The organism is Hydrogenophaga sp. UC242_53 (assembly GCF_042696965.1).
Lineage (GTDB): Bacteria > Pseudomonadota > Gammaproteobacteria > Burkholderiales > Burkholderiaceae_C > Hydrogenophaga.
This window is the reverse complement of the sequence record NZ_CP170552.1, coordinates 3,017,991-3,042,993: the sequence shown is the minus strand read 5'-3', so window position 1 is coordinate 3,042,993 and position 25,003 is coordinate 3,017,991. Positions and strand designations below refer to the sequence as shown.

Sequence of the window (25,003 nt, the reverse complement as noted above, 5' to 3'; positions counted from 1 at the left end):
GGTTGTTCACTCCACCACGATGTTGCGTTCGCGCACGAGGGCGCCCCATTTCTCGCGGTCGGCCGCGATCACCTTGCGCATCTCGTCGGGCGTGCTCGTGGTGATGGCCGCGCCCCGGCCCACCATGGCCTTGCTCACCTCGTCGGAGCGGATGGCCTTGATGAGTTCTTCGTTCAGGCGTTTCTCGGTGGCGGGGGGCAGGCCGGCGGGCGCGATGAAGCCGAACCAGATGTTGTCCTCGAAACCCGGAATGGTCTTGCCGATGGGCGGGATGTCGGGCGCCTGCGAGGAGCTGCTGGTGCTGGTCACGCCCAGGGCGCGCAGCTTGCCGGACTGGATCATGGGCAGGGCCACGGGCAGGTTCTCGAACGCCATCTGGATGTTGCCGGCCACGAGGTCCTGCATGGCGGGCGCGCTGCCCTTGTAGGGGATGTGCATGATCTGCAGCTGCGCCGAGCGCGAGAGCAGCTCGCCGTTGAGGTGCGCGCTCGAACCGGTGCCCATGGAGCCATACGACACCTTGTTGCCCGCCCCCTTGAGGTAGGTGATCAGTTCCTGCATGTTCTGCGCCGGCACCGAGGGGTTGACCACCAGCACGTTGGGCAGGGTGATGGCCAGGGTGAGCGGCGTGATGTCGCGCACGGTGTCGACGTTCATGTTCTTGTACAGCGCGGGGTTCACCGTCATCACGCTGGCGGGCACCATGCCGATGACCGAGCCGTCGGGCTTGGCGCGCGCGATGCCCTGCAGGCCCAGCACGCCGTTGGCGCCGGGCCGGTTCTCGACGATCACGGGCACGCCCATGTTCTGTCCCATCACCTTGCCGGTGAGGCGGGCCAGCGTGTCCGACAGGCCGCCCGGGGGGTAGGGCACGATGATGGTGATGGGGTCGGCGGCCTGCGCGGTGCAGGTGAGGGCCGCGGCGGCCAGCGCGACGAAGTGCCGGCGGGACAAGGGCAGTTTCATGGTGTTGTCTCCTGTGGTGTCGTGGGTCGGTGAGAGGTCAGGCGGCGGCGAGCGCGGTGGCGCACCGTGTGCTGGTACAGCTCGCGCTCCGAGATCTGCAGGCTGCGTTCCCAGGGCCAGCGCTGCATCGGGGGCTGGGGCGTGCGGTCCACCGCCTGCCCGCCAAGGTAGATGGCCGAGAGCTTGCTGCGGTCCTGCAGGATGCGGATGTCGGCCAGGGGGTCGCCGTCGACCACCAGCAGGTCGGCGAACTTGCCGGTCTGCAGCGTGCCGGTGTTTTCGCCGTCCACGGTGATGGACGCGTTGCGCGTGCCGCAGGTGATCGCCTCCAGCGGGCTCATGCCCAGCAGGGTCACGAACAGCTCGAGCTCGCGCGCATGCCATTCGCCGTACGGCGTGACGGCAAAGCCGCTGTCCGTGCCGCACATCATGGTCACGCCGTTGCGGTGCGCGTAGGTGAGGTTGGTGACGGCCTTCTCGAGGTCGCGCTTGAAGCGGTCGATGCGCGCCTGCGAGCAGCCGGCGATGTGGCCCCAGTCGGCCACGTTGGCGGTGAAGGTGAGGGCCGGGCAGCAGGGGATGCCGCTCTCGGCCAGGCGGTCGGCCTGCTGCGGGTTCATGAAGTCGGCGTGCATGATCCAGTCGATGCCGGCGTCCACGCAGTCCATCACCGATTGCCCGCTGCGGGCGTGGGCGGTCACGCGGCGGCCCAGGCGATGGGCCTCCTGCACGATCACCTTGAGCTCGGCGGCGTTGAACGCCGGCACGCTGCCACCCCCTGGCGTGAGGATGGACGACTCGCCACTGGCCGCGATCTTGATGAAGTCCACGCCGTTCTTCACCTGGTCGCGCACCTCGTTGACCATCTGGCTTTCGCCTTCGGTGAGGGCGCCCACGCCGGAGCGCGGCGTGCCCACCCACGAGGGGAAGTAGTCGGTCAGCGCCGCGTGTGTGCTGAGGTAGCGCGCGGCGGCCGAGATGCGCGGCCCGGGGAACAGGCCCGCCTTGATCGCGTTGCGCACCGCGACCGCCACGAACCAGCTGCCGCCGGGATCGCTGAACGAGGTGACGCCCGATTGCAGCACCGTGCGCGCGTGGTACACGCCACGGATCGCGCGGTACTCCGCCGAGGCGAACAGGTCCTGCTCCTCGATGCCGCGCGCCACGCCGTAGCTGATGTGGCAGTGCGCGTCGACCAGGCCGGGCATCACGGTCTTGCCGGCCGCGTTCTCGACCACCTCGGCGTCGGGGGGCAGCGGGGCGCCGGGGCCTTCGCCGGCTTCGATGTGGGCGATGCGATCGCCCTCCATCGCCAGCCAGTGCAGCGGGCGCGGCGCGGCGCCCGTGCCGTCGATCAGGGTGCCGCCCACCAGGTAGTGCCGCGCCACCATCAGCTCCAGCGCACGCCGTCGCGTGGGGTCTGGCCCGCGCGCTCGGCGAGGAAGTCGACCAGCACGGCGTTGAAGTCGTCCGCGCGTTCGTAGTAGGCGGTGTGCGCGGCGTCGGCCAGCAGGGCCAGGCGGCTGTGGGGCAGCAGGGCCCGCACCTTCTCGCCCACGGCCGGGGGCACGGTCTTGTCCTGCTCACCCCAGACCAGCAGCACGGGGAATGGGGCGCGCGCGAGCTGCTCGCCCACGACTTCCTTGTCCAGGTCGGTGGCGATGTACTGGCCGAGCGTGGCGAACGATTCGAGCGCGCCGGGCGAGTTGTTGATGCGCCATTCCTCTTCGAGCATCTCGGGCGTGACGAGCGCCGGGTCGAAGATCACGCGCTGCATCTTGGTTGCGCACGCCGTCGCGGGTCTGGTTGTTGGCGCCGGCCTGGATGCGGCCGCGCGCCTCGTCGCCGATGGGCACCAGGCCCATGCTGCCCACCAGGGCGATGGCGCGCACGCGCTCGGGCTGTTCGCAGGCGTAGGACGCGACCACGTGCCCGCCGAGCGAGGTGCCCACGATGACGGGTTTCGCCGCGCCGATGGCGTCGATGAAAGCGGCCAGGAAGGCGCGGTACGCCGGCACGGAGCACGCGACGCCCGGCCCCTTGGAGGCAAAACCATGGCCGGGCAGGTCCATGGCGTAGACGTGGAAACCGGCGGCGGCGAGCGCGTCGACGTTGCGCACCCAGCGGTCGGCGCGGCCGCCGGTGCCATGCACGAGCACCACGACCTGGTCGCCGCCGCCGGCCTCGAGAACGCGGGTGGTGACGGCCCCAACGGCCATCGGATAGCTGATCATTCAAAACTCCTTTTATTCATTGAGTGAATTACATATTCATTCAATGAGCGCCATTCTGTCGCGGGTGTCGGCGCCCGTGACTAGGGCATGTACGGAAGTTGAATGAATAGCCGCCGGCGCGCTGCCGGGGCCGGGCGGATCACTCGCGCTCGAGCCGCTCGATCACCGGGCGCAGCTGCTGCGCGGCCTGCATCAGGGCCTGCCCGGCCTCGGCGCGCACCGAGAGGTCGGCGAACACCGGGGTGGCCGAGGTGCAGATCAGCACGAAGGGCGTGGTGCTGGCCGGCGAGGAGAGCGGGATGGACACGGTGGTCAGGCCGGGGAAGAACACGTCGACGTTGGTGACGTAGCCCTGCCTGGGGTATTCCGCGATGGCGGCGAGCGCCTGCTTCTCCACGCGGCGGTGCAGCGCGGGGTCGGCCTTGCGGCATTCCTGCATCACCTGCTTGCGCTGCTCCGGCTGCAGGCCGGCGAGGTAGCCCCAGCCGGTGCCCGAGCTGATGATGGGCACCTGCGAACCGGCGCGCACGTTGAGCTTGAGGAAGGCCTGCGGCGACTCCGTGCGCTGCACGTAGAGCATCGAGGTGCCCTCGCGCGTGGAGAGGCTGGCCGCGGCGTTGAAGCGCGCGGCGATTTCCTCCAGCATGGGGCGCGCGAGTTCGGCCAGTTCGAGCGTGTCGAGCGCGGAGTAGCCCAGGGTGAGGATGGCCAGGCCGGGCCGGAAGCGGGCGCCTTCCTGGTCGGCCGTGAGGTAGCCGCCGTGCTCCAGCGTCTTGCACAGGCGCCACACGGTGGGCTGCGGCAGGCCGGTCATGCGCGCGATCTCGCTGCTGCCCAGGCGTTCGCGCCCGTGGTCGAAGCAGCGCAGCACCGCCAGCCCGCGCAGCAGCGCGGTCACCAGGGGTTGCCCCGGCTTCTTGTCGCTCATCGCGTCATTTCATGCGGTAGCGGTACACCCCGTCCGCACCGGTTTCGCGCACGGCCTCGTCGCGCGCGAGCAGGTGGTTGAGGTGGGCCACGCCTTCGCCGGTGGCGATGCCCAGCAGTTCGCCGTTGCTGTCGATGGCGCGCGCGAACAGCGCGCCGAACACGTCCACCGTGCGCTTGGGTGATTCGCCCAGGCTGCGGCGCAGGCGCTGCAGGCCGCGCTCGTGGCCTTGCGCCAGGCGGTCCAGCCGCGCGTGCAGGCCGCGGAAGGGCTCGCCGTGCGCGGGCAGCACCAGCAGTTCGTCGCCCAGCGTGCGGCGCAGGTGCTCGATGCTGGCGATCCAGTCGCCCAGCGGGTCGGCATCGGGTTCGGTGGGGAACACGCTCACGTTGGACGAGATGCGGGGCAGCACCTGGTCGCCCGAGACCAGCACGCCGAGGTCGTCGCTGACCAGGCAGGCGTGCTCGGGCGAGTGGCCGCGGCCGACGATGACGCGCCAGCCGTGCGCGCCGATGCGCACGGTTTCGCCATCGCTCAGGCGGCGGAAGCTGTCGGGCAGCGTGTGCATGTACTTGCTGTAGCCGCCGAAGCGGGTGCGGTAGATGTCCAGCGCCTCTTCGTTCCAGCCCATCTGGCGGTAGAAGTCGATGGCGTCCTGCGGCGCTTCGCGCCCGGTGTCGGCCACCAGCGTGCGGCAGGTGAGGTACTCGAGCCGGGTCATCCACAGCCGGCACTGGAACTTGCGCGTGAGCCAGCCCGCCATGCCGACGTGGTCCGGGTGCATGTGGGTGCAGAACACGCGCGTGATGCGCGCGCCCTGCGGCGTGGCGGCCAGCGGGCCTTCGGGCGCGGTCAGCTGGCGCCAGGCGGCCAGCGCTTCGGGCGTCTTGGTGCCGGTGTCGATGACGGCCCAGCCCGTGCCCTGTTCGTCCTCGTCGGCCACGGCCCAGAGGTTGATGTGGTTGAGGGCGAACGGCAGCGGCATGCGCAGCCACAGCACACCGGGCGCGACCTCGCGCACCTGGCCGGGCGCGGGCGGCTCACCACACGGGTATTGCAGGGCGTAGGGGGTGTCGGGGGCGGTGGCCGGATCGTCCGGGCGGCCGTCGGAGGTGGGGGCTTCGGGCATCGGGGGATTATTTCAGAAGGCCCCCCGGCGCGCTGTCACCCCGGGTTTCAGACTTCGCGCGCGCCGGCCCACCAGCCGCTCATGAGGCTGGCGGGCTTGGTGCAGGCGCACACGCGCGCGCTGCATTCCCAGGCCTCCACCTGCACGTTCAGGCCGGCGAACACGCCGTAGCCGGCGCCGGCGCGGATGACCTCGTGGGCGCTGAGGCTCTCGCCCGCGCGGATCGCGCCCTCGGCCACGATGGAGCGGCCGGCCTTGATGCCCCAGCCGGCCTCCAGGTGCATGGCGCATTCGATGGTGCCGCCGGCCTGGATGCCGTCGCCCGCGCGGATGCTGTCGCGCGCCGTGAGCCGGCCGCCCACCACCAGGCTCTTGCCGCACTCGATCGGGCCCTGGGTGATCAGGTCCTGGCCCACGTGGGCGTTGCCGGCCACATGCAGCGGGCCGCCGCACCACAGGTCCCAGGCCGCGCGGATGTCGCCGCCGCAGCGCAACTGCTCGCGCGCGTCGATGCCCCAGGCGGCCTTGATGTGCCCGGTGGCCTCCAGCGAGCCGTCGCTGCGCACGCTGCCGCCGGCCTTGATGTCGTCGCCCGAGACCAGCGACTGGCCGACCACGATGCTGCCGCCGGCCTGGATGCCGCGCCCGGTGCGGATCAGGGTGTCGACCTCGATGTTGCCGCGCACCACCAGCGAGCCCGCGAACACCAGGGCCTCGGCGGCCACGGCGTCCACCTCCATCACGGCGTTGGTGGGGCCGAACTGCGAGAGCAGCCAGCAGGCGTCGCTCACGCGGCCGGCCTCCACCAGGGCGTCGAGCAGGTCCTGGTAGTTGCTGCCGTTCTCGTGGTGGCGCAGGAACCAGCGGAAACCGTCGGCGCAGGGTTGTTTGGTCTTGATGAACTGTTTGGTGAGGTCCATGGCCGGCGTCATCCCTGGCTCGCCATCACGGGCACGGGTTCGGCCAGGCCGTCGAAGGGCACCACCAGCACATCGCTCTCGGCCCATTTCGCCAGCCGCTGGGCCACGCTGCCGGTGAGAAAGCGCGCGAACGCGGAGGCGCGGCGCTTGCCGACCACCACCAGTTCGGCGCGGGTGGCCTGCTGCTGCACGGCGGTCTGGTACGCGGGGTCGCCGTTGCCCACGTCGAAGGCCATGGCGCTGCCGGCCATGCCCAGCGCGCGGGTGAGCTGCATCAGCCGCTCCTTGGCGTGCTGGCGCGAGTCGAGGCGATTCGCGCGGATGGCCTCGAAGGACACGTCGGCCGAGCGCAGCTTGGATTCCTCGATCGTGTCGATGGCGTGGAACAGCTGGAGCGCCGAGGGGCTGGCGAAGCGGCGCGCGTAGGCGATCAGGTCGCGCGAGCGCGGCGTGAGGTCCACCGCCACCAGCACCTGCTCGTAGGTGCGCCCGGCCGCCTGCTTGACCACCAGCACCGGGCAGGGGCTGTCGTGCACGAACTGGTCGAGCGTGGTGCCGCGGTAGAAGGTTTTCCAGCTGCGTTGCCACAGGGGGCCCATCACCAGCAGGCTGGCGTTGCGGCATTCCTGCATGACGTCGTCCAGCGTCACGGGGTTGCGCTCCAGGGCCACGGCCCGGATGCCATGGCGCCGGGTCAGCTGGCGCGCGCGCTGCGACAGGCGCGCGATCGGGTCGGAGAAGAAGCGGTGGGGTTCTTCCGCGAAATGGATGAGCCGCAAGGGCGTGTTGTGTTGGCCGGCGAGGAGCGCGGCCCGATCCAGTGCGTGCTCGGACTGTGTCGTGAAGTCGGTGAGGGCGAGAATGGAATCGAAGGTCATGGGACATCCTGGACGTGCGGGGGCCAACCCCATGGCGTGGGCCGATGGGAGCGTGACGAAGGGGGCGCGGCGCGGGCGCGAGGGAACTACGTGGTGTAGTCGCCGCTGGCCTCGGGCTGGAACAGCAGCTCGACGACCTCGGCCTCGCAGGCATCGCCGTTGGGCGTGCGCCAGCGCGCGATGGCGCCCACGCGCTGGCCGAGCAGGCTGGCGCCGACGGGCGAGAGCACGGAGATGAAGCCCAGGTGCGGCTCCGCATCGGCCGGGTAGCACAGCGTGAGCTTCTGGCGCTTGCCCGTGGCGACGTCTTCGAGGATGACCTGCGAGTACATCGTGACGACATTGGCCGGCACCTCGCGCGAGGGCACGAGGTCCAGCGAGTCCAGCGTGTCCGCCAGCTCGGGCGGCATCTTGCCGCCGCGCAGGTTGTTCAGGCGCGTGAAATCGAGTTCGGTGAGCAGGCGTTCACCGGTCAGGGTCTTGTGCATGGAGCACTCCATCTGGTGCGGCCATGCTGCGGATGTGCAGCGGCCACGATCGCGCTGGGCTGGGGCCCGGCGATAGATGGTTTGCGCAAAAAGGAGGAGGGGGTATCGCCGGGCTTAGGAATGTGCGGCCGGCTGGCGCAGTCCCGCCGTGCCCATCAGCTTGCGACCGGCCACGGCCGAACCTGCCATCAGGGGCAGGCGCGTGTGCAGGTGGAAAGTGAGGGTGGACCGGGATGCCATGGGGGGTATTGTAGGCGCGGCGCCCATTCTGGCAAGGCTTGTGCGGTTGTTCTTCAGCGGCGCGGGTCCTTGCGCGGGGCGGTGGGCGAGGAGGGCGGCGCCTTCTGCGACGGGGACTTGCCGCCCGCGCCGGGCACGTAGCCGGCGCGCCGGCCCGCGTCCAGGCCGGGTGTGGCGCGCATGTCCGTGTCCACCTGGCCGTCCTGCAGGTCCTGGTGCGCCTGATGCATGTCGGGGTCCGGCGCGCTGGCCGTGCTGTCGGTGGACTGGTCGCGTTCGTGCGGCAGCTCCAGGTGGTCGTCGGTTGCCTTGGCCGGTGTCGAGCCGGGGGCGTCGGGCGTGCGGCTCACCGGGTTCGAAGGGTCGCGTCGCGGCGCGCCGGAGGGTCGGTGGGGCGCATCTGCGCGGGGCTTGCTCATCTCGAATCTCCTGGTGCGTGGAAGGTGTCCACCCGGTGGCAGCGGCAAGGCATGTGCCCGCCGGCTGACGCGCGGCCGGCGCACAGGCACTCGACTTGCCCCGATTTCAGGCGCAGGAAAGTCCTGTGCGCCTTCAGGAGATCACCATGAAACCTTTGCTTTCATCCCGCATGGTGCTCGGCGTGGCGGCCGCCGCCGCCTCGCTGATGCTGTTGGCCGGTTGCGACCGGCGGCCCACCGATGTGCCACCGCCCACGACGGGCGAGATGGAGCGCGATCGCGACCGCACCACCAACCCGCCCATGCCACCGAGCGCACCCGCGGTGCCCACGCCCGAGACCAGCCCGGCACCGCCGGCTGCTTCGCCCGCGACACCGGCGCCTGGCGGCACCACCCAGTAGATCCGGTTCGCCCTGCCTCAGTGGCGCTGGCGCTCCTTCGGAGCGGGCGGCGCCTTGCCGCCTGCCTGGCGCGCTTCCGACAGGCCGATGGCGATGGCCTGCTTGCGGCTGCGCACCTTGTCGCCAGAGCTGCTTTCCAGCTCCCCTTCCTTGAACTCGTGCATGACCTTTTTCATCTTGCGCTCGGTGATGGCTTCGGATCGGCTTTTGGTGGAGGTGTTTGCCATGGTGAACTCCTGGTTGACGAAGGGGGTGTGTGCCCGGGGCGAACGGCGTTCCCGATGCTTCTTGCGGCAAGACAGGCACACGCCTTGCCATGCAGGGGCTTCTTTCTTCAGACACCCACAGACAGGAGTCCCCGAATGACCATGGTTCACGCTCATGTGCCCGACGTGCCCAAGCCCACGCCCCCGGTGCCGCCCCCGCCGCCACCGGGACAGCCCGACGTGCCGCCTGAAACGCCCACGCAGTTGCCGCCGGACATCCGCGAACCCGAGGTGCCGGACGAGCAGACGCCCCCGGCGGGCGACCCGCCGCGGCAGCCCACGCCCATCGTGTCCTTGCACTGACAAGGCCGGCCCGGAAACCGGCGCGCGGCCGTGTGTGGGCCGGGCAAACGGTGGCATCATGGGCGCCGCTTCGATGCACGAACACGCCCGTGGGCGGGCGCAGACCAAGGAACCGCAAGAGATGACCCATGTCCTGATCGTGGACGACGACGTTGACGCTTCCGCGATGCTCGGCGAGCTGATCGCCATGCAGGGCCTGACCGTGGCGCACCGCGAACACGCTGCGCGATGCGCGCAAACAGCTGGCCTTGCAGGCCCCCGATCTGGTGCTGCTGGACCTGCGCCTGCCCGATGGCAGCGGCATGGACCTGTTCGCTGACCCCGAGCTGCTCGCCAACTCCGAGGTGGTGCTGGTCACCGGGCACGCCAGCCTGGAGACCTCCATCCTCGCGCTGCGCCTGGGCGCGGTGGACTACATCGTCAAGCCGATCACGCCCAAACAATTGCAGGGCGTGCTCTCGCGCGTGAGCAAACCTTCCGTGTTCAAGGCCGAGGTGGCGGGCCTGACCGCCAAGGTCGCCAGCACCGGCCATTTCGGCCAGCTGTGGGGGCGCTCGCCCTCGATGCTGCAGGTGTACGAGCAGATCACCCGCGTGGCGGGCACCGGCGTGTCGGTGTTCATCACGGGCGAGAGCGGCACCGGCAAGGAGGTGGTGGCGCAGACCATCCACGAGCTCAGCCGTCGGCGCAAGATGCCTTTTCTGGGCGTCAACTGCGGCGCCATCTCGCCCAACCTGATCGAGAGCGAGATCTTCGGTCACGAGAAAGGCAGCTTCACCGGCGCGGACCGCCAGCACCAGGGCTTCTTCGAGCGCGCGGCGGGCGGCACGCTGTTCCTCGACGAGATCACCGAGATGCCGCTGGACCTGCAGGTCAAGCTCCTGCGCGTGCTCGAGACCGGCCGCTTCCTGCGCGTGGGCGCGACCCAGAGCCAGGAAACCGATGTGCGCATCATCGCGGCGACCAATCGCCAGCCCATGCAGGCCGTGGCCGACGGGCGCCTGCGCACGGACCTGATGTACCGCCTCAACGTGTTCCCGATCGACCTGCCGCCGTTGCGCGAGCGCCTGGACGATGTGCCCTTGCTGGCGAACCGTTTCCTGCGGCTCATCGGCGAGCAGGAGGGCAAGGAGAAGAGCTTCTCGCCCGAAGCGCTGGATCGGCTCACGGCCTATGCCTGGCCGGGCAACGTGCGCGAGCTGCGCAATGCGGTGCAGCGCGCCTACGTGATGACGTCTGGCGAGGCGATCGGCGCGCAGTGGCTGCCAAGCGCCTCCGAACCGCCGGTGGGCGCGGTCGCGCCAGCGCCGGCGCCGGCCGTGGCGAGCGCGCCGGCGACGGTGGGCGCCAGCCGCCCGGAAGGTTCGGTGGTGCTGCCGCTGGGCATTTCGCTCGCGCAGGCCGAGCAGACCCTGATCCTGGCGACGCTGCAGCACTACGGCCGCCAGAAGGAGCGCACCGCCGCGGCCCTGGGCATCAGCCTGAAGACGCTCTACAACCGCCTCAAGCAGTACGCGGCCGAAGACCCGGCCGACGGGCCTCAGCCCTAGGGCGCGCTCGGGGGCTGCGCAAGGCACGCCGCTTGCCGCGCGGGGGCAGGAGGTGACCCACCGGTCGCCGCCGCCACAGGAGTGCCCCATGTCCCATGTCACCGCCGCAGGCGAGAAGAAGCCATGTGTGCTGGAAATGGCCGATGCCAGCCCGGCCTCGCGCGCCGAATCTCCGCCCGAACCGCGCCCGTGTGCCCTGCTGTGCGCGGATGCCACGGCCGACGGTGCGAACGCCCCCGGGGCTCCCCAGCCACCGCCCGCGCCCACCCCCGTTCCCTCCGCCCCGCCCGAAGACGAAAGCGCCGACCCGGTGGGCGATGGGCACAGCGACGCCGAGTGGGCCGAGCGCCATCCCCAAGGCGGTTGAGGCCGCCGCGCGAAAAAAAGCCCGCGGCAAGCGCGGGCCAAGGGGGAGGATGGGGAGGTCAGTGGGTGGCGGCGGCCTTGTGCTGGTCGCGCAGCGCACGGATCTGGTCGTGGTTGCGCTGCACGCCTTGCATCTGGGCCTCGACCACGCTGCGGATGTCGGCGGGCAACTCGTCCTTCAGCGCGGAGCGGTAGCGCGCCAGGGCGGTGTCTTCGCCGCGCTCGGTCTCTTCGAGCATCGGCCAGGTCGGTGTAGCCGGCCAGGGTGCCCTTGACGGCCACCCAGCCACGGTGGGCCGCACCGGTGGCGGTGCCGCTGTCTTCGGGTTTGCCACCTTGCTGCATCACGATGGTCTGCAGTTCCGCGGCGGCGCGCCGGCAGTCTTCCGCGCGGGTCATGAAGAGGGACTTGATCTGCGGGTCCACGGCGTGGTCCGCGCTGGCCTTGAAGCCGTACTCACCGTCCTTGCAGGTCTCGATGAGGTTGTTGAGCGTGTTGATGGTGCGTGTGTCTTTCATGGCGTTCCTTCGAAGTTGTGAACAGGACGCCGAACCGGGGGACTGGAAGTCCCAACCCATCCGACGTCTGTTCATGGGCACATGGCGTACCCGTTGGGCGGTCTTTGTCAGAGGGGGCGCTGCGCGATGGCCGCTTCGATGGCGCCCGCCAGCACCTCGGGCGGGCAGGGTTTGCGCAGCAGGCGCACGCCCGGCGGGGGCGACGTGTCGCCGTGGTGGCCGCTGATCAGCACCACGGGCAGCTGCGGCAAGATTTGCCGCAAATGGTTCGCGAGCGCGACGCCGTCCATCTTGCCGGGCATCAGCACATCGGTGACCACCACATCGAAGCCCGGCGGGGTGTCGATCAGCCGCAGCGCGTCCTCCGCGCTGGCGGTGCACACCACGTCGCAGCCGTAGGAGCGGAGCACGGCGGCGGTGGCCTCGCACAGGGCCTCGTTGTCCTCGACGAGCAGCAGGCGGGTGCCGGCGATGGCGGCGGGCGAGACCGGCAGGGCGGCGCGCGCGTCGGCGGGCTCACCGGTGTGGGCGGGCAGCACCAGCGTGACCGTGGTGCCCAGGCCCGGCATGCTCTCCAGGCGCGCTCGGCCGCCGGCCTGCAAGCAGAAGCCATACACCTGGCTCAGGCCCAGCCCGGCGACTTCGTGCGGTTCCCGGGTGGAGAAAAAGGGCTCGAAGGCGCGGTGGGCGACGGTGTCGTCCATGCCATGGCCGTCATCGCGCAGGGTGATGCGCACATAGCTGCCGCTGGGCAGGCCCTCCAGATCGTCGGGCTCGGCCGCAGCGGCGCGCAGCCAGAGGTGGCCATGGGCAGGAATGGCCTCGCGCGCGTTCAGCGCCAGGTTGATGAGCGAGAGCTCCAGCTCGCTCGGGTCCAGCTGCACGGCGGGCGTGTTTTCGTCGACCTCGGTGGTCAGCGTGACGCGGCGGTCCAGCAGGGTGCGCAGCAGTTCGGCGGTCTCGGGCAGGAAGGTCTGGAGCTGCATCACGCGCGGGTGCACGGTCTGGCGGCCGGCAAAGCGCAGCAGGTGCTGGGTCAGGCGGCTGCCGGTGTCGACCGCGCTCAGCGTGGCGTCGATCGCGGGTTGGATGGCGGGGGCCGGGGCCAGGCGGCGCATCAGGTGCGCGCAATTGCTGATGATGCCCAGCAGGTTGTTGAACTCGTGAGCGATGCCGCCGGTGAGCCGGCCCAGGGCTTCCACGCGGTGGTTGTGCGAGGCCCGCTGCTCCAGCTTGCGGGTGCGTTCCACCGCATCGCTCACCTGGCGTTCCAGCTCGATGCGCGCGTGGCGGATGGCGTGCCCCGCATCGTGCAGCGCCAGCGCGACCTGGTCGCACTCCAGCAGGCCGGTGCGCGTGCGCCGCAGGGGGCGGCCTTCGCGCAGGTCCAGCGCCATCTGCTCGATGGTGTGGATGGGTTGGACGATGCGCCGCGCCACCCAGGCCGCCGCGATGAGCGAGACCACCAGCAGCGCCAGCATGGCGGCGGCCACCTGCAGCACGGCGCGCGGGACCGTGCCCTCGAACTGCTCGCGCGACATGCCCGTGACGTAGGTCCAGCCTTGCGGCGAGGTGTGGAAGTACAGGGTCACGGGATTGCCATCGAGCGAGACCGAGTGCATCAGGCCCTCGCGTTCGGCGTCCAGGTGGGCCTTGAGGTCCGCCGTGGCCGGCCGCCCGATGTGGACGCCGCCGCCGGGATGGCGGGCGACCACGCGGCCCTGGTTGTCGATGATGGCCGCCAGCCAGCCCGCAGGGAGGCGCTGTTCGTCGATGATGCGCTGGAACTCGTTCGGCAGCATCGTGAGCGACAGGTTGAGCACCGCCTGGCCCTCGCGCAGCACCGGCTGCACCAGCGCGGCGTACTGAATGCCCAGCGCCGCGTCCTGCCGCAGCGGCTGGATCATCGGGCGGTCGACCAGCGCAAGCCGGGGGCCCGCGCGCGGCCGGGTGCCGGGTGGCTGGCGGGTGTTGACCAGCACCTGGTCCGCGCTGCGCAGCTCCAGCCAGCCTTCCAGCCCGGTCAGCGTGCGCCGCGCCTGCTGGTCGAAATCGCGCAGGGCGGCGGGCGACAGCTGGGGTGCTGTGTCGAGCAGGCTGGAACTCGCGAGCGCGCGCACCACGACGGCCCGCTGGGTCAACTCGCGGTCGAGCACCATGGACAGCGCGCGGGTGGTCTCTTCGAGCACGTGTTCGCTGCTCTCGCGTTCCATGCGGTAGGTGAGGCTCAGCACCCAGGCGGCGGCGCACAGCGCGGGCAGCAGCACCGCCAGCACCAGGGCGATCAGGCGCGTCCGGATGGAGAAGCCTCGGGCCGACAAGGCACCCGGTTCGCGCTTCGAAGGAAGTAGGGAAAACATCGGATGCCTGGCCCAAGGGTGCCGCACTGTCACTGCACACATTCATGGCGCCCTGGAGGATGAGGGCAATCCATGTGCCCGTCCGCGGTTCGATGTCCGCCTGCGGGCACCTGGCATCCCGCTTGCCGTGGTGAAGTGCTGCATTCCCTTTCAGGCGCAGTGTTTCTCCAACCCACCAGGACTCCCCATGAACCGCTCACTTCACCATCTCAAGGCGTGGCCGCTGGCCGCGATCGGCCTGGCCGTTGCGTGCTCGGTCTCCGCGCAGTCGGGCACGCCGCCCACCCCTCTGGACACCACGGTGGTGGCCCAGGCAGGCACCACCAACACCACGGCGCAGCGGCGCGCCTACGCACCGGGCGAAGGCAACTTCTCCGTGATTCCGTACACCTCGCACGGCTACGTCGGCATCAACGTCGGCAAACCCGACTACGACCTGGGCTGCGTGGGGGGCTTCGCCTGTTCGGACAACAGCACCTCGTACCACCTGTACACCGGCGGGATGTTCAACCGCTACTTCGGTGCCGAACTGGGTTACGTGAACCTGGGCGACATGGAGCGTGGCGGCGGCAAGGCCGAGGCACACGGCATCAACCTGAGCCTGGTGGGACGCGTGCCGCTGGGCGTGGTGCACCTGTTCGGCAAGGTCGGCACCACCTATGGCCGCAGCGAGGTCTCGGCCAGCCCGGGCTCGGGCATCGCCACCGGCAAGGCCAGCGGGTGGGAAGGTTCCTACGGTGCGGGCATCGGCTTCGACCTGAGCCCGCGCTCCTCCATCGTGCTGGAGTGGAACCGCTACGACGTGCGCTTCGTGGGCATCGGCAAGCGCGAGGTGGACACCACCAGCATCGGCTACATGCACCGGTTCTGAGGCCGGTTTCGGCGCATTTTTCGGGATGCCGAGCCCCGGCATCCCTTTTTTTGCCTGGGGGAATCGAACCGGGCGCGCCGTTTGCCCTGTGTAGGCCTGATCCGACAACCCATGGAAAAAGAATGGTTCTTCAGACCACCGGCGCGGGCGAGCCAAGCATGTACGAGCCCCATCCATCGCCTGCGGGCAGCGGCCTGCGGCTGCTGGTCGCGGACGACAACCGAGACGCCGCCGAGTCGCTGGCCCTGCTGATGGAGGTGGACGGCCACACCGTGCAGATCGCCAACGACGGGCGCGAAGCCCTGGAGATGGCGCAGCGGCTGCGGCCCGACGTCTGCATTCTCGACATCGGCATGCCCGGCATGGATGGCAACACGGTGGCGCGCTGCCTGCGCGATGCCTTGCCGGAGCAGCGCATGATGATCGTCGCCGTGACCGGTCGCTCGCAGCAGGACGACCGGGCACGCTCGATGGCCGCCGGGTTCGACCTGTATTTCACCAAGCCCATTCCGCTGGGCGCGCTCATGGGCAGCCTTGCCCAATGGCGGGACGAAGGCGCGGCGCTGTCGCCGTCCACGCCCCCGCAAGGCTGACCGCGATGTCCGTGCTGCAAACCATCTGGACCACGGTGCAGGCCGAGTTCGGCGACCTCGCCGATGTCGAGCGCATCACGCGCGCCACCTGGCGCATGGGCGAAGCCCTGCTGCTGGGCGCGGCCATCGGCTGGGACCGCGAGCGGCGGGATGCCGAGGCCGGGCTGCGCACCCACATGCTGGTGGCGCTGGGCGCGGCCCTGTTCGTGCTGGTGCCCCAGGCATCCGGCATGAACGAGGAGCAGCTCAGCCGCGTGGTGCAGGGCCTTGTCTCGGGCATCGGCTTTCTCGGCGCGGGCGCGGTGCTCAAGGACGAGAGCGAGGGGCGGATCCACGGGCTGACCACGGCCGCCACCATCTGGGCGACCGCCGCGATCGGCGTGGCCGCCGGGCTCGGCCAGACGGGCACCGCCGTGTTGGCCACGGCCTTCATCCTGCTGGTGCTTGTGTGGCTGCGCCGCTGGGGGCGTTCGATCCGCAAGGAGAAGGAGGCCGACCCCCCGACAGGCGGGGGACATTGAACGGTCGGTGGCTTTCGGGTGCAGAATGACGCGCGAGCCCTGAGCGCCGCTGTCGCCACCCACCTTCAAGGCCTACCGATGCCCCTGCATGGAAAAGAACTCATCGCGCTGGCGAACGAACTGACGCAAAGGCGTGAAGCCATTCTGCAGGCGTGGCGCGCCAGCGTCGCGGCGGACGCCACGCTGACCACCGGCGCCTCGCTGCCACACACGCAGCTCAACGACCACATCCCCGCCGTGCTGGAGGGCTTCGAGGAGCAACTGCGCGCACCCCGCGTGGAAACCGCGCACCTGGGCGACGCCGCCGCGCACGGCCTGCACCGCTGGCAGCAGGGCTTCGGCCTGGCCGAGGTGGTGCGGGAGCTCGGCCGGCTCAACGAATGCGTGGTCAACGCGCTGGAAGCGGTGGCCTCGGGCCACTCGGTGGCGGCGATGGCCATGGCGCGCGCGGTGTGGGCGCAGGTCTACAGCCTGGCCGTGAGCGCCAGCACCGCGCAGTACTTCAAGTTGCAGCAACTGGAGGCCACCGCCTACGCGCGTGGGCTGGAGCAGGCCCTGGAGGCCCTGCGCCATTTGGAGCAGCAGCGCGCCTTGCTCTGGCAGGAAGCCGCGCACGACCTGCGCGGCAACCTGGGTGTGGTGACCAACGCCACGGCCGGGTTGGGTGCGCGCCAGGCCGATCCGGCGGCACGCGAGACCTTCCTGCGCCTGCTGGGCCACAACGTGCAGGCGCTGCACAAGCTGCTGGACGATGTGACCACCCTGGCGCGGCTGCAAAGCGGGCAGGAGGAGCGCAACCTCGAGTCCATGGACGTCGCGCCGCCGCTGCGCGATCTGTGGGAGGCGCTGGAGGACCACGCGCAGCAGAAGGGCCTGACCTTCGGCCTGAACGGGCCGTCGCCCTTCGTGGTGCAGTCCGATGCGGTGAAGCTGCGACGCATCGTGCAGAACCTGGTGCTCAACGCGATCCGCTACACGCGCACCGGAGGCGTGGAGGTCACCTGGGCCGATGGCGGCGCCCAGGACCCGGATCGCTGGAAGCTGATCGTGAAAGACACGGGTCCGGGCATCCACCAGGCCAAGTCCTCGGAGCTGAAGGACGCGCTGGAGGTGCGCACCCAGCACGCAGAGCAGGTCGTGAGCGATACGCACGCGAACCAGATCACGCACATTCACGATGAGGACGCTGGCGTGCCCGCGCCGGGCGAGTCCACCGAGCACTACGTGCACGGCGAGGGCATCGGCCTGTCCATCGTCAAGCGCCTGTGCGAGGTGCTCGATGCCACGGTGCAGGTGGACTCGGACCACTCCGGCACGACCTTCCAGATCATGTTCCCGCTCGCCTACGACTGAGGCGGGGGTGGCGTCAGCGGGCGCCGGCGCCGGCCGCCCCGGGGGGTGTGGTGGGCGATGACGCGGTGCACCAGGTGCAGCTTGCGCACGGCGGGCCGCGACAGCACGAAGGGGTAGAAGTCGGCCACGCCCATGCTGCGCGAGATCTCGTTCAAAGCCACGGTGAGGTGCAGCCAGTGGTTGAGCCAGAGCAGGAATTGCTCGTCGGTGGCGTCCAGGGCCCCGTTGCCGTTTCCGTCCTCGCTCAGCACGTCGGGGCCGAAGGGTTCGCAGGCCAGTTCCACGCGGTCGCCCCGGATGCCGAAGCCGCGCGCCGTGCCCAGCGTGTCGCGCATGTGCAGGTAGTGCGCCCAGGTCTCGGCCCAGTCCTCCCAGGGATGGCAGCTGGCGTAGGCAGTGACGTGGCGCGAGCTCCAGTCCGCTGCCGCGCCGTGGTTGTAGTGGTTCTGCAGCGCCAGGGCGTAGTCGGTGCGCTCGTCGCCGAACACGGCCCGGAACGGCTCCAGCCATTCCTTGCCATCGACCAGGCGCTGCCAGAAGTAGTGGCCCGATTCGTGGCGCAGGTGGCCCAGCAGCGTGCGGTAGGGCTCGCGCAGCGAGGTGCGGCGGTGCTCGCGCGTGGCGTCGTCCGCCTCGGCCGCGTCCAGGGTGATCACGCCCCCGGCGTGGCCGGTGACCACGGGCGGCATGCCGGGCTGCGAGACCAGGATGTCGAAGGCCAGCCCGCGCTGCGGGTCTTCGCCACGCGGCACGATGGGCAGGCGCAGGGCGAGCAGCGAGGACACCATGCGCCGTTTGGCCTGTTCGATGCGGTGCCACCAGCCGGCGTGTTCCGGCACGTCGAGGTCGGGCAGCGTGCGCGTGAGCCGGCAGCACAGGCACAGCGAGGGCGTGTGCTCGCGTGGCTTGGCCGGCGGGATCAGCCAGTTGCACGCGGCCGGCGAGGACAGGTTCTCGCAGCGCTGGTAGGTGCGCTGGCGCGTGCCGGTCTCGCTGCTGCGCCACCAGCCGGGTTCGTCGGTGGGCTCCAGGGGCAGCAGCTTGCCGCGCGCGGCGTCGTAGCCCAGCGCCCGGCCGCAGCCCAGGCACACGCTGTTGCGAAAGAAGATCGGTTGCCCGCAGATGCAGGTGAAAGCACGGTTCACGGCGCGGGGTCCTCGGTGGTGCGGTCGGCGGTCTGATGCCGCAGGGTGAAGGCGCGCGTGAACTCCGCGCCGAGCAGGAACACCTGTGCCGAGTAGTACACCCAGAGCAGGAAGATGACCAGCGAGGAGGCCGCGCCGAACACCGAGGCGACGCCGCTGCGCCCGATGTAGGTGCCGATGACGGACTTGCCCACGGTGAGCAGCACGGCGGTGATCACGGCGCCGATCCACACATCGCCCCAGGCCAGCGGCACGCGCGGCATCCATTTGAAGATCATGGCGAACAGCACGCTGAGGAAGGCCAGGCTCAGGGCGAAGTCGACCGCGCCCGCGAGCATCGCCAGCTCGCCCAGCCAGGGCGCGGCCCACTTGCCCAGGGCCGCCAGGGCGGCGCTGAGCACCAGCGAGACCATGAGCAGGAAACCGATGGCCAGCACCAGCCCCAGCGAGACCAGGCGCGCGCGCAGCAGCTCGAGCACGCCGCCCCGTTTGGGATGCTCGGCGTTCGTGCGCCAGATGCGGTCCATGGCGTTGCGCAGCTCGGCGAACACGGTGGTGGCGCCGATGAGCAGCGCGCCCAGGCCCACCACCGTGCCCACGATGCCGGCGGCCGGGCGGTTCGCGTCTTCCACCAGGCTGTTGATGGTGAGCGCGCTGTCGCTGCCGACCAGTTGCGAGAGCTGCGCGAAGATCTCGCCGCGCGCGGCGGCTTCACCGAACCACAGGCCCGCGACCGAGATCACGATCAGCAGGATGGGCGCGACGGAAAACAGGGTGTAGAAGGCGAGGGCGGCGCCCATGCTGGGCGCGTCGTCGTCGATCCAGTTGACGACGGCGGCTTTCATCACGCGAAAGAGCATCGCGTGCCTTTCAGAGGCTTTCCCGCCCCCGGCGGGGCCGCTGGCGACCGATTGGCCGGTGCGGGTCGGGCGGGCGGGCTCGGAAATGTCGGCCAGCGCGGCGCCGGCCTGCTGCACGTCGCCCTTGGCGGCCAGATCGCCCAGCGAGAGGATGCCCACCAGGCGCTTGTCGCGGTCGAGCACGGGCAGGCGGCGGATCTGCAGTTGCTGCATCTTGGCCGCGACCTCGGCCAGGCCTTCGTCCTCGAACACCCATTCGACTTGGGCGCTCATCACGTCCTCGAGCTTGGTCTTGCCGGGCGCGAGGTCCTGGGCGACGCCGCGCACCACGATGTCGCGGTCGGTCACCATGCCGAGGATGCGCTGGCCATCGCAGACCGGCAGCGCCCCGATGTCCAGTTCTTCCATGGCCTGGGCCGCGAGCACCACGCTGTCCTGGGGCCCGAGCGTGCGCACGCCACTGGTCATCACATCTTTCACTTGCTTCATGGGAAATCTCCTGCTGCGGTTGTGGCGTTGGCCCGCCGCATGCCGGCGGGTGGGACCTTGACAGGGCAGGTGCTGTGCCCGCGGCCACCGGGAGCGGGGATTGCCCCCGGCAGGTTCGAAGGAACTTCCTGCGACCACTCTAACGAGGAGCAACGCCATGATCAACATCATCCTCTGGTTGGCGGTCGGCGGCCTGTTGGGCAGGCTGGCCAGCGTGGTCCTGTCCACGGATGGGCGCCAGGGCATCGTGCGCAATGTCGTGGCCGGCATCGTGGGCGCCGCCATCGGTGGCTGGGTGCTCTCACCCCTGATGGGGGTGGACACCCTCAACGACAGCGTCTTCAACGTGGGCGCCATGCTCGTGTCGCTGATCGGCGCCATCATCCTGCTGGCGCTCATCAACCTCTTTCGACACGAATCGATGCACTAGTCCGCGCGGGCCGTTTCGGCAAATCTTGCCGCAAGATGCGCCCTTGCGCGGGTCGGCCTGAAGGGCGTTCCGATCGACTGTGTCTGAATGTTCGGGAAGGTGCGCACCGTGTCCCTCTGTGAGGGCCTGACGGTTACGTGGTTTTGTGGGAATTTGTGTCTTCCGCGCTCGTGCGGCATGGTGGTTGCATAGGGTGTTGGTCTGAGGCGGCCGCACCTCGCGACACCGCCGACCATGCCTTACCGGAGGAGAACCGCATGATCCAGATGGACGCCCGCGCCGACCAGCGCCAGAGCCAGACCCTGTCTCCCCGCTTGCAGCACGCCGTGCGCCTGCTGCAGATGTCCTCGCTGGATTTCGGCATCGTGGTGCGCGACGTGCTGGGGCGCAATCCGTTCCTGGAAGCGGAAGAGGGCGATGACGAGGACGAGCGCGAAGGCCTGCGGGATGGTGACATCGACAGCCGATCGGGCGAAGCGGCCGGCGAGGTGTACGACGGACCGCGCGAGACCGATCTGGCGGCGCCGGCGGAGGCCGAGGTCGACCGGTCCACCGCGTCCGACAGCGACCTGTGGCTCGCCGATGGTCTGACCCCGGCCCGCCAGGGACATGACGGGGATGTGTCCGCGCTCGATTTCATGATGGAGGAAACCCCGCTCAATGCCCACCTGCACGGGCAGCTCGGCACCATGGCCCTGTCGCCGCGCGACCTCGCGCTGGCCGGTGTGGTGGTCGAGTCGCTCGACGACGACGGCTACCTGCGCACGCCCCTGAACGAACTGCGCGAGGTAGCGGACGTGGTGCCCGCAGCGACGCTGGAAGACCTGCAGATCGCGCTCAAGCTGGTGCAGTCGCTGGAGCCGGCCGGTGTGGCCGCGCGCGATGTGGCGGAATGCCTCAGCCTGCAGCTGGGCGAGATCGAATGCCCCCACGTGCGCGCGATGGCGCGCGCCATCGTCAACGACCACATGGACAGCCTGGCGGCGCGCGATGTGCCTGCCCTGGCGCGGGCGCTGGACGCCTCGGTGGGCGAGGTCGAGGCGGTGTGTGACCGCATCCGCCACCTCGACCCGCGACCGGGCTGGCGCCTGAGTTCTTCCCGGGTGAACTACATCGTGCCCGACGTGATCGTGAAGAAGGACCGGGGCGCGTGGAACGTGCGGCTCAACGCCGCGGTCGTGCCCAAGGTGCGCATCAACGAGGTGTACGCCCAGCTGTTCCAGCGCCACCGCTGCGCCGAGAACGCCGAGATGGGCGCGCACCTGCAGGAGGCGCGCTGGACGCTGCGCAACGTCGAGCAGCGCTTCTCGACCATCCTCGACGTGTCGCAGGCCATCGTGCGGCGCCAGCGCCACTTCTTCGAATACGGCAGCATGGCGATGAAGCCGCTGGGCCTGCGCGAGATCGCCGACGAGGTCGGCATCCACGAATCCACGGTTTCGCGCGTCACCAACAACAAGTACATCGCCACGCCCACCGGCGTGTACGAGCTCAAGCACTTCTTCTCGCGCGCGATGGTGAGCGCCAATGGCAAGGCCTGCTCGGGCACCGCGATCCGGGGTTTGATCCAGGACATCATCGAAGCGGAGTCGACCGATCGGCCGCTGTCGGACGCCGAGATCACGCGCCAGCTCGCCCGGCAGGGCCTGACGGTGGCGCGGCGCACCGTCACCAAGTACCGTCAGATGCTGCGCATCGAGGCCGTGGGCCGGCGCAAGCGCCATGACGGCCTGGCCGTCTCGGCCTGAGGCTCAGGCCGGCGGGGCGCGGGGCGCTTCTGGCGGCTCGCTCAGCAGCCGCAGCAGCTGTTCGGGGTTCACCGGTTTGAGCAGGTGCTGATCGAAGCCGGCCAGGCGCGCGGCCTCGCGGTCGGCGTCGCGGCCCCAGCCGGTGATGGCCACGAGGCGGATGCCCTGCGTGGTGGCATCGGCGCGCAGCGCCCGCGCCACCTGGTGGCCGTCGAGGCCGGGCATGCCGATGTCGAGCAGCGCCACGTCCGGCACCTGCGCGCGCGCCGCGCGAACCGCCGCTTCGCCATCGTGCACGACCTCGACCAAGTGCCCATGTGAGGACAGCACGGCCGACAGGCTCACCGTCAGATCGACGTTGTCGTCCGCGATCAGGAGGCGCAGCGGGCGCGAGGGCTGGGCGTGGGACGGCGCCACGGTGGGGGGCTCGTCGCGCGGTGGCTCTCGATGCAGGCGGGGCAGCCGCACCGTGAAGCACGAGCCGCGGTGCAGGCCCTCGCTGTGCATGGACAGCGAACCGTCGTGCAGCTCGATGATCTGGCGCGAGAGCGTCAGCCCCACGCCCAGCCCGGCGCTGCCGCGCTGCATGGACTGGTCCGCCTGTTCGAACAGGTCGAAGATGCGTTCCTGCATGGCGGGCTCCACGCCGATGCCGGTGTCCACCACCGTCACCTCGACCGAGGATGGCGTCGAGGTGAGCGAGAGGTCCACGCGCCCGCCGTGCGGGGTGTAGCGGCAGGCGTTGTTCAGCAGGTTGGAGAACACCTGCGTCAGCCGCACCGCGTCGCCGTTCACATACAGCGCCGCATCGGGCAGGTGCAGCGTGAGCTGCAGGCCATGCTGTTGCGCCAGCGCCTGCGCGCCTTCGGTGGCGGTGTGCAGCAGCTCGCCGATGTTCACCGGCGCCGTGTCGAGCGACAGCTTGCCGGTGCGCACCCGGGAGGCGTCCAGCAGGTCGTTGACCAGGCGCACGATGTGCTGCAGCTGGCGCTCGAGCACCGCCAGCGCCTTCTCCCGTGCCTGCGGCGACACCTGCGGCATCTGCAGCAGGGCCACCGCGCTCGTCATGGGCGAGAGGGGGTTGCGCAATTCGTGGGCGAGGGTGCGCCAGGAAGGTGTCCTTCTGGCGGTCGGCCTGGCGCAGTTCGCGTTCGACGCCCTGGCGCGTCACCATCTCGCGTTCGAGCTCGGTGGTGCGGATCTCGCACTCGGAGAGCATGCGGTTGAAGGCGTCGACCAGCACGTCCAGGTCCTTGTAGTCGGTGGCCGGTGCCCGCAGAGACCAGTTGTGGCTGCCGATCACGTCGCGCGCCACCGACGTCATCTTCTCCAGCGGCGCGGTGATGCGGCGCTGCAGGACCACGAACAGGTAGTAGGCCGCGACCAGGCTCACCGCGCTGACGGCCAGCACGATCAGCGCGAAGTCCACGAAACGCTGCCACACGCCGTGTTCGGCCTTGAGGTAGAGCATGCCGATGCGCGCGCCGTTGTGCTCGATGGGGCGGACCATCTCCAGCGACGAGCCGCTGAAGCGCGGGCCCCAGGCCTCCGATGTCAGCGGAATGCGGGCGCGCAGTTCGTTTTTCGCGGTGGTGGTGTGCGAGGCGATGAGCGCGCCGTCGCGGCCGTACACGGCGGCGGCGCGGATCTGGGGTTGCTGGCGCAGCAGATAGAGGTTTTCCCAGGCCGCCTGGGCGTCGCTCGATGCCAGCGCCGGGGCGGTGGAGCGCGCGATCAGATCGGCCTGGGTGCGCATGTCGGCGATGCCGACGCGGCGGTACACCATCAGCTCGTAGGTCAGCAAGGCGCCGGCGCTCAGCAGGATCGCCAGCAAGGTGGTGAGCATGGCCGCGCGCGTGAGTTGCTGGCGCAGCGAGGTGGGTTTCATGGTCTCCAGGGCACGTGGTGGTGAACAGCAAGCCACTTTAGCAGGCCAATTTCACGCACCGCAAGCCACACAGTCCGGCACAATTTGAGCCTGTTTCCGTCCTCCCACCCTTTCACGAGCGCGCATGGCCGAAGCTGTTCCCGAACCCCCGTCCACCATCGGGTGCGCAGCGTTTCCCCCGCAGCAGGAGGCGGGTTTGCCTTTCGAGGCCTTGTTCCTGGCCTCGCCGCTGGCCGCCATCGTCTCGCGCCTGAGCGATGGGCGCCTGCTGGCGGTCAATGACGCCTGGCTGGCGCTCACCGGCCAGCGCCGCGAGGACGTGATCGGCCGCACGACCGTGGAGCTCGGGCACTGGCCCAGCGCCGACGAACGCGCGCGCTTCGTGAACCAGCTGCCGTCGCCCGACACGGTGCAGCACCTGCGCCTGCGCGACGGCGTGATGCACCGGGTCCGCCTGCACACCACGGTGATGGACACGCTGCCCGAGCCCCTGGCGCTGGTCTACATCACCGAAGCCACCCGCGAGTTCGAGGCGACGGAAGCCCGGCTGCAGACCGAGGCGGCCCTGCGCGAGGCGAACCTCGGGCTGCAGCAGCAGGTGGAGCTGCATGCCGCGATCGAGAAGCTGGCGCGCGTGGGCCACTGGACCAACGCCCAGCATTCCGACAGCGTGGTGTGGTCGCTGGGGCTGTTCGAGATCGCCGGCCTGGAGCCGCGCGACCTGATCGCGCGCGGCGACGGCCGCGCGGGCATCCACCCGGACGACCGGCCCGCCTGGCAGGCCGCGCGCGAGGCGATGGACGGGCGCCAGGTCGAGTTCCGCTGGCGGCTGCCCGATGGCCAGCAGCGCTGGTTCCGCACCCGCATCGGCCAGACCAGCGTGGCCGGCAACCCGCAGACCGATTTCGGCGTGGTGCAGGACATCACGGCCGAGCGCGAGGCCAGCGAGCGCCTGACCGAACAGCTCAAGCTGCTGCAGAACATCGCGGCCCGGGTGCCCGGCATGATGTACCAGGCGCGCCTGCGGGCCGATGGCAAGAGCGTGATCTCGTATGTGAACGACGTGGTCCGCAGCATGCTCGAGATCGAGCCGGCCGAGCTGGAGGAGGATGCGGACGTGCTGTTCCGGCGGGTGCAT

General features: G+C 70.1%; 25 protein-coding genes and 5 pseudogenes. 11 read left to right on the top strand and 19 right to left on the bottom strand.

Annotated elements, in window-relative coordinates; all coding sequences use genetic code 11:
* Positions 1–6 precede the first annotated feature (6 nt).
* From ACFJI0_RS15275 to ACFJI0_RS15225, 11 genes and pseudogenes are all read right to left on the bottom strand, one after another.
* Positions 7–966, bottom strand: coding sequence for a Bug family tripartite tricarboxylate transporter substrate binding protein (locus ACFJI0_RS15275; RefSeq protein WP_382320855.1), 960 nt, complete (start codon positions 964–966; stop codon positions 7–9).
* The gene (locus tag ACFJI0_RS15270; RefSeq protein WP_382320854.1) at positions 963–2,357 is read right to left on the bottom strand and encodes an amidohydrolase family protein; all 1,395 of its coding nucleotides are present in this window, start codon (positions 2,355–2,357) and stop codon (positions 963–965) included. The genes ACFJI0_RS15275 and ACFJI0_RS15270 overlap by 4 nt, the downstream gene beginning before the upstream one ends.
* A complete protein-coding gene (locus ACFJI0_RS15265) occupies positions 2,357–2,701 on the bottom strand; it encodes an alpha/beta fold hydrolase (protein WP_382320851.1) in 345 nt (114 codons plus the stop codon). Before ACFJI0_RS15265 ends, ACFJI0_RS15270 begins: the two co-directional genes overlap by 1 nt.
* A pseudogene (locus ACFJI0_RS15260) lies at positions 2,676–3,185 on the bottom strand (alpha/beta fold hydrolase); the annotation flags it as partial. The gene ACFJI0_RS15265 and the pseudogene ACFJI0_RS15260, both read right to left, overlap by 26 nt.
* A gap of 154 nt (positions 3,186–3,339) precedes the next feature.
* Positions 3,340–4,128, bottom strand: a complete 789-nt coding sequence (locus tag ACFJI0_RS15255; RefSeq protein WP_382156423.1) for an IclR family transcriptional regulator — start codon at positions 4,126–4,128, stop codon at positions 3,340–3,342.
* 4 nt (positions 4,129–4,132) lie between these two features.
* A complete protein-coding gene (locus ACFJI0_RS15250; RefSeq protein ID WP_382320848.1) occupies positions 4,133–5,257 on the bottom strand; it encodes an MBL fold metallo-hydrolase in 1,125 nt (374 codons plus the stop codon).
* A gap of 47 nt (positions 5,258–5,304) precedes the next feature.
* Positions 5,305–6,177: a hypothetical protein gene (locus ACFJI0_RS15245; protein WP_382320846.1), complete on the bottom strand. Its 873-nt coding sequence runs from the start codon at positions 6,175–6,177 to the stop codon at positions 5,305–5,307.
* Positions 6,178–6,185: 8 nt separating this feature from the next.
* Entirely contained in the window at positions 6,186–7,055 is an 870-nt protein-coding gene (locus ACFJI0_RS15240) for a universal stress protein (RefSeq protein WP_382320844.1), read from the bottom strand.
* Between the two features lie 86 nt (positions 7,056–7,141).
* A complete protein-coding gene (locus tag ACFJI0_RS15235; protein ID WP_291115847.1) occupies positions 7,142–7,543 on the bottom strand; it encodes a GreA/GreB family elongation factor in 402 nt (133 codons plus the stop codon).
* Between the two features lie 114 nt (positions 7,544–7,657).
* A complete protein-coding gene (locus ACFJI0_RS15230; protein WP_291115850.1) occupies positions 7,658–7,783 on the bottom strand; it encodes a hypothetical protein in 126 nt (41 codons plus the stop codon).
* A 53-nt stretch (positions 7,784–7,836) separates the two neighbouring features.
* Positions 7,837–8,202, bottom strand: coding sequence for a hypothetical protein (locus ACFJI0_RS15225; RefSeq protein ID WP_382320842.1), 366 nt, complete (start codon positions 8,200–8,202; stop codon positions 7,837–7,839).
* A gap of 146 nt (positions 8,203–8,348) precedes the next feature.
* Here ACFJI0_RS15225 and ACFJI0_RS15220 point away from each other — a divergent pair, with 146 nt between their 5' ends.
* On the top strand, positions 8,349–8,603 hold the full coding sequence (locus tag ACFJI0_RS15220) for a hypothetical protein (protein WP_382156432.1): 255 nt from the start codon (positions 8,349–8,351) through the stop codon (positions 8,601–8,603).
* 17 nt (positions 8,604–8,620) lie between these two features.
* Here ACFJI0_RS15220 and ACFJI0_RS15215 read toward each other — a convergent pair whose 3' ends face one another.
* Positions 8,621–8,830, bottom strand: coding sequence for a DUF6496 domain-containing protein (locus tag ACFJI0_RS15215; RefSeq protein WP_382320840.1), 210 nt, complete (start codon positions 8,828–8,830; stop codon positions 8,621–8,623).
* 135 nt (positions 8,831–8,965) lie between these two features.
* On the opposite strand from ACFJI0_RS15215, the gene ACFJI0_RS15210 reads away from it, so the two are divergent.
* From ACFJI0_RS15210 to ACFJI0_RS15200, 3 genes and pseudogenes are all read left to right on the top strand, one after another.
* Positions 8,966–9,172, top strand: coding sequence for a hypothetical protein (locus ACFJI0_RS15210; RefSeq protein WP_382320838.1), 207 nt, complete (start codon positions 8,966–8,968; stop codon positions 9,170–9,172).
* A 121-nt stretch (positions 9,173–9,293) separates the two neighbouring features.
* Positions 9,294–10,722, top strand: a pseudogene (locus ACFJI0_RS15205) (sigma-54-dependent transcriptional regulator).
* Between the two features lie 88 nt (positions 10,723–10,810).
* A complete protein-coding gene (locus ACFJI0_RS15200; RefSeq protein WP_382320836.1) occupies positions 10,811–11,089 on the top strand; it encodes a hypothetical protein in 279 nt (92 codons plus the stop codon).
* 58 nt (positions 11,090–11,147) lie between these two features.
* Here ACFJI0_RS15200 and ACFJI0_RS15195 read toward each other — a convergent pair whose 3' ends face one another.
* From ACFJI0_RS15195 to ACFJI0_RS15185, 3 genes and pseudogenes are all read right to left on the bottom strand, one after another.
* Positions 11,148–11,327, bottom strand: coding sequence for a PA2169 family four-helix-bundle protein (locus ACFJI0_RS15195; protein WP_382320833.1), 180 nt, complete (start codon positions 11,325–11,327; stop codon positions 11,148–11,150).
* Between the two features lie 64 nt (positions 11,328–11,391).
* A pseudogene (locus ACFJI0_RS15190) lies at positions 11,392–11,607 on the bottom strand (PA2169 family four-helix-bundle protein); the annotation flags it as partial.
* Positions 11,608–11,714: 107 nt separating this feature from the next.
* On the bottom strand, positions 11,715–13,928 hold the full coding sequence (locus ACFJI0_RS15185) for a response regulator (protein WP_382320831.1): 2,214 nt from the start codon (positions 13,926–13,928) through the stop codon (positions 11,715–11,717).
* A gap of 226 nt (positions 13,929–14,154) precedes the next feature.
* Between ACFJI0_RS15185 and ACFJI0_RS15180 the strand changes: the two genes are divergently transcribed.
* The 4 genes from ACFJI0_RS15180 (at position 14,155) to ACFJI0_RS15165 (ending at position 17,305) form a co-directional block, all read left to right on the top strand.
* A complete protein-coding gene (locus ACFJI0_RS15180) occupies positions 14,155–14,838 on the top strand; it encodes an outer membrane beta-barrel protein (protein WP_382320828.1) in 684 nt (227 codons plus the stop codon).
* 122 nt (positions 14,839–14,960) lie between these two features.
* Positions 14,961–15,431: a response regulator gene (locus ACFJI0_RS15175; protein WP_382320826.1), complete on the top strand. Its 471-nt coding sequence runs from the start codon at positions 14,961–14,963 to the stop codon at positions 15,429–15,431.
* Positions 15,432–15,436: 5 nt separating this feature from the next.
* Entirely contained in the window at positions 15,437–15,952 is a 516-nt protein-coding gene (locus ACFJI0_RS15170; RefSeq protein ID WP_382320824.1) for an MgtC/SapB family protein, read from the top strand.
* Between the two features lie 78 nt (positions 15,953–16,030).
* Positions 16,031–17,305, top strand: a complete 1,275-nt coding sequence (locus ACFJI0_RS15165) for an ATP-binding protein (protein WP_382320821.1) — start codon at positions 16,031–16,033, stop codon at positions 17,303–17,305.
* Here ACFJI0_RS15165 and ACFJI0_RS15160 read toward each other — a convergent pair.
* Positions 17,296–18,450 carry a putative zinc-binding metallopeptidase gene (locus tag ACFJI0_RS15160; RefSeq protein ID WP_382320819.1) on the bottom strand — a complete coding sequence of 385 codons (1,155 nt, stop codon included), beginning with the start codon at positions 18,448–18,450 and terminating at the stop codon, positions 17,296–17,298. The two genes, ACFJI0_RS15165 and ACFJI0_RS15160, sit on opposite strands and share 10 nt — an antisense overlap.
* On the bottom strand, positions 18,447–19,799 hold the full coding sequence (locus tag ACFJI0_RS15155; RefSeq protein ID WP_382320817.1) for a YhjD/YihY/BrkB family envelope integrity protein: 1,353 nt from the start codon (positions 19,797–19,799) through the stop codon (positions 18,447–18,449). The genes ACFJI0_RS15160 and ACFJI0_RS15155 overlap by 4 nt, the downstream gene beginning before the upstream one ends.
* 157 nt (positions 19,800–19,956) lie before the next feature.
* Between ACFJI0_RS15155 and ACFJI0_RS15150 the strand changes: the two genes are divergently transcribed.
* Positions 19,957–20,229 carry a GlsB/YeaQ/YmgE family stress response membrane protein gene (locus tag ACFJI0_RS15150; protein WP_382320814.1) on the top strand — a complete coding sequence of 91 codons (273 nt, stop codon included), beginning with the start codon at positions 19,957–19,959 and terminating at the stop codon, positions 20,227–20,229.
* A gap of 257 nt (positions 20,230–20,486) precedes the next feature.
* The gene (rpoN, locus tag ACFJI0_RS15145; RefSeq protein WP_382320812.1) at positions 20,487–21,977 is read left to right on the top strand and encodes an RNA polymerase factor sigma-54; all 1,491 of its coding nucleotides are present in this window, start codon (positions 20,487–20,489) and stop codon (positions 21,975–21,977) included.
* Between the two features lie 3 nt (positions 21,978–21,980).
* On the opposite strand, the gene ACFJI0_RS15140 is transcribed toward rpoN, so the two are convergent.
* Together ACFJI0_RS15140 and ACFJI0_RS15135 are read right to left on the bottom strand one after the other, a co-directional pair.
* Positions 21,981–23,045, bottom strand: a complete 1,065-nt coding sequence (locus ACFJI0_RS15140; RefSeq protein ID WP_382320810.1) for an ATP-binding protein — start codon at positions 23,043–23,045, stop codon at positions 21,981–21,983.
* Positions 23,046–23,496: 451 nt separating this feature from the next.
* Positions 23,497–23,733: pseudogene (locus ACFJI0_RS15135) on the bottom strand (CHASE sensor domain-containing protein); the annotation flags it as partial.
* 256 nt (positions 23,734–23,989) lie between these two features.
* Here ACFJI0_RS15135 and ACFJI0_RS15130 point away from each other — a divergent pair.
* Positions 23,990–24,721: pseudogene (locus ACFJI0_RS15130) on the top strand (PAS domain-containing protein); the annotation flags it as partial.
* Between the last annotated feature and the right edge of the window lie 282 nt (positions 24,722–25,003).

Bases quoted from the DNA above. Each gene is read 5' to 3' on its own strand.
- ACFJI0_RS15255 (WP_382156423.1), bottom strand. From the start codon at position 4,128: ATGAGCGACAAGAAGCCGGGGCAACCCCTGGTGACCGCGCTGCTGCGC.
- ACFJI0_RS15265 (WP_382320851.1), bottom strand. From the start codon at position 2,701: ATGCTCGAAGAGGAATGGCGCATCAACAACTCGCCCGGCGCGCTCGAA.
- ACFJI0_RS15270 (WP_382320854.1), bottom strand. From the start codon at position 2,357: ATGGTGGCGCGGCACTACCTGGTGGGCGGCACCCTGATCGACGGCACG.
- ACFJI0_RS15230 (WP_291115850.1), bottom strand. From the start codon at position 7,783: ATGGCATCCCGGTCCACCCTCACTTTCCACCTGCACACGCGCCTGCCC.
- ACFJI0_RS15175 (WP_382320826.1), top strand. From the start codon at position 14,961: ATGGTTCTTCAGACCACCGGCGCGGGCGAGCCAAGCATGTACGAGCCC.
- ACFJI0_RS15215 (WP_382320840.1), bottom strand. From the start codon at position 8,830: ATGGCAAACACCTCCACCAAAAGCCGATCCGAAGCCATCACCGAGCGC.
- ACFJI0_RS15235 (WP_291115847.1), bottom strand. From the start codon at position 7,543: ATGCACAAGACCCTGACCGGTGAACGCCTGCTCACCGAACTCGATTTC.
- ACFJI0_RS15180 (WP_382320828.1), top strand. From the start codon at position 14,155: ATGAACCGCTCACTTCACCATCTCAAGGCGTGGCCGCTGGCCGCGATC.
- ACFJI0_RS15250 (WP_382320848.1), bottom strand. From the start codon at position 5,257: ATGCCCGAAGCCCCCACCTCCGACGGCCGCCCGGACGATCCGGCCACC.
- ACFJI0_RS15240 (WP_382320844.1), bottom strand. From the start codon at position 7,055: ATGACCTTCGATTCCATTCTCGCCCTCACCGACTTCACGACACAGTCC.
- ACFJI0_RS15245 (WP_382320846.1), bottom strand. From the start codon at position 6,177: ATGGACCTCACCAAACAGTTCATCAAGACCAAACAACCCTGCGCCGAC.
- ACFJI0_RS15140 (WP_382320810.1), bottom strand. From the start codon at position 23,045: ATGACGAGCGCGGTGGCCCTGCTGCAGATGCCGCAGGTGTCGCCGCAG.
- ACFJI0_RS15200 (WP_382320836.1), top strand. From the start codon at position 10,811: ATGTCCCATGTCACCGCCGCAGGCGAGAAGAAGCCATGTGTGCTGGAA.
- ACFJI0_RS15220 (WP_382156432.1), top strand. From the start codon at position 8,349: ATGAAACCTTTGCTTTCATCCCGCATGGTGCTCGGCGTGGCGGCCGCC.
- ACFJI0_RS15210 (WP_382320838.1), top strand. From the start codon at position 8,966: ATGACCATGGTTCACGCTCATGTGCCCGACGTGCCCAAGCCCACGCCC.
- rpoN (WP_382320812.1), top strand. From the start codon at position 20,487: ATGATCCAGATGGACGCCCGCGCCGACCAGCGCCAGAGCCAGACCCTG.
- ACFJI0_RS15155 (WP_382320817.1), bottom strand. From the start codon at position 19,799: ATGAAGCAAGTGAAAGATGTGATGACCAGTGGCGTGCGCACGCTCGGG.
- ACFJI0_RS15195 (WP_382320833.1), bottom strand. From the start codon at position 11,327: ATGCTCGAAGAGACCGAGCGCGGCGAAGACACCGCCCTGGCGCGCTAC.
- ACFJI0_RS15170 (WP_382320824.1), top strand. From the start codon at position 15,437: ATGTCCGTGCTGCAAACCATCTGGACCACGGTGCAGGCCGAGTTCGGC.
- ACFJI0_RS15225 (WP_382320842.1), bottom strand. From the start codon at position 8,202: ATGAGCAAGCCCCGCGCAGATGCGCCCCACCGACCCTCCGGCGCGCCG.
- ACFJI0_RS15150 (WP_382320814.1), top strand. From the start codon at position 19,957: ATGATCAACATCATCCTCTGGTTGGCGGTCGGCGGCCTGTTGGGCAGG.
- ACFJI0_RS15165 (WP_382320821.1), top strand. From the start codon at position 16,031: ATGCCCCTGCATGGAAAAGAACTCATCGCGCTGGCGAACGAACTGACG.
- ACFJI0_RS15275 (WP_382320855.1), bottom strand. From the start codon at position 966: ATGAAACTGCCCTTGTCCCGCCGGCACTTCGTCGCGCTGGCCGCCGCG.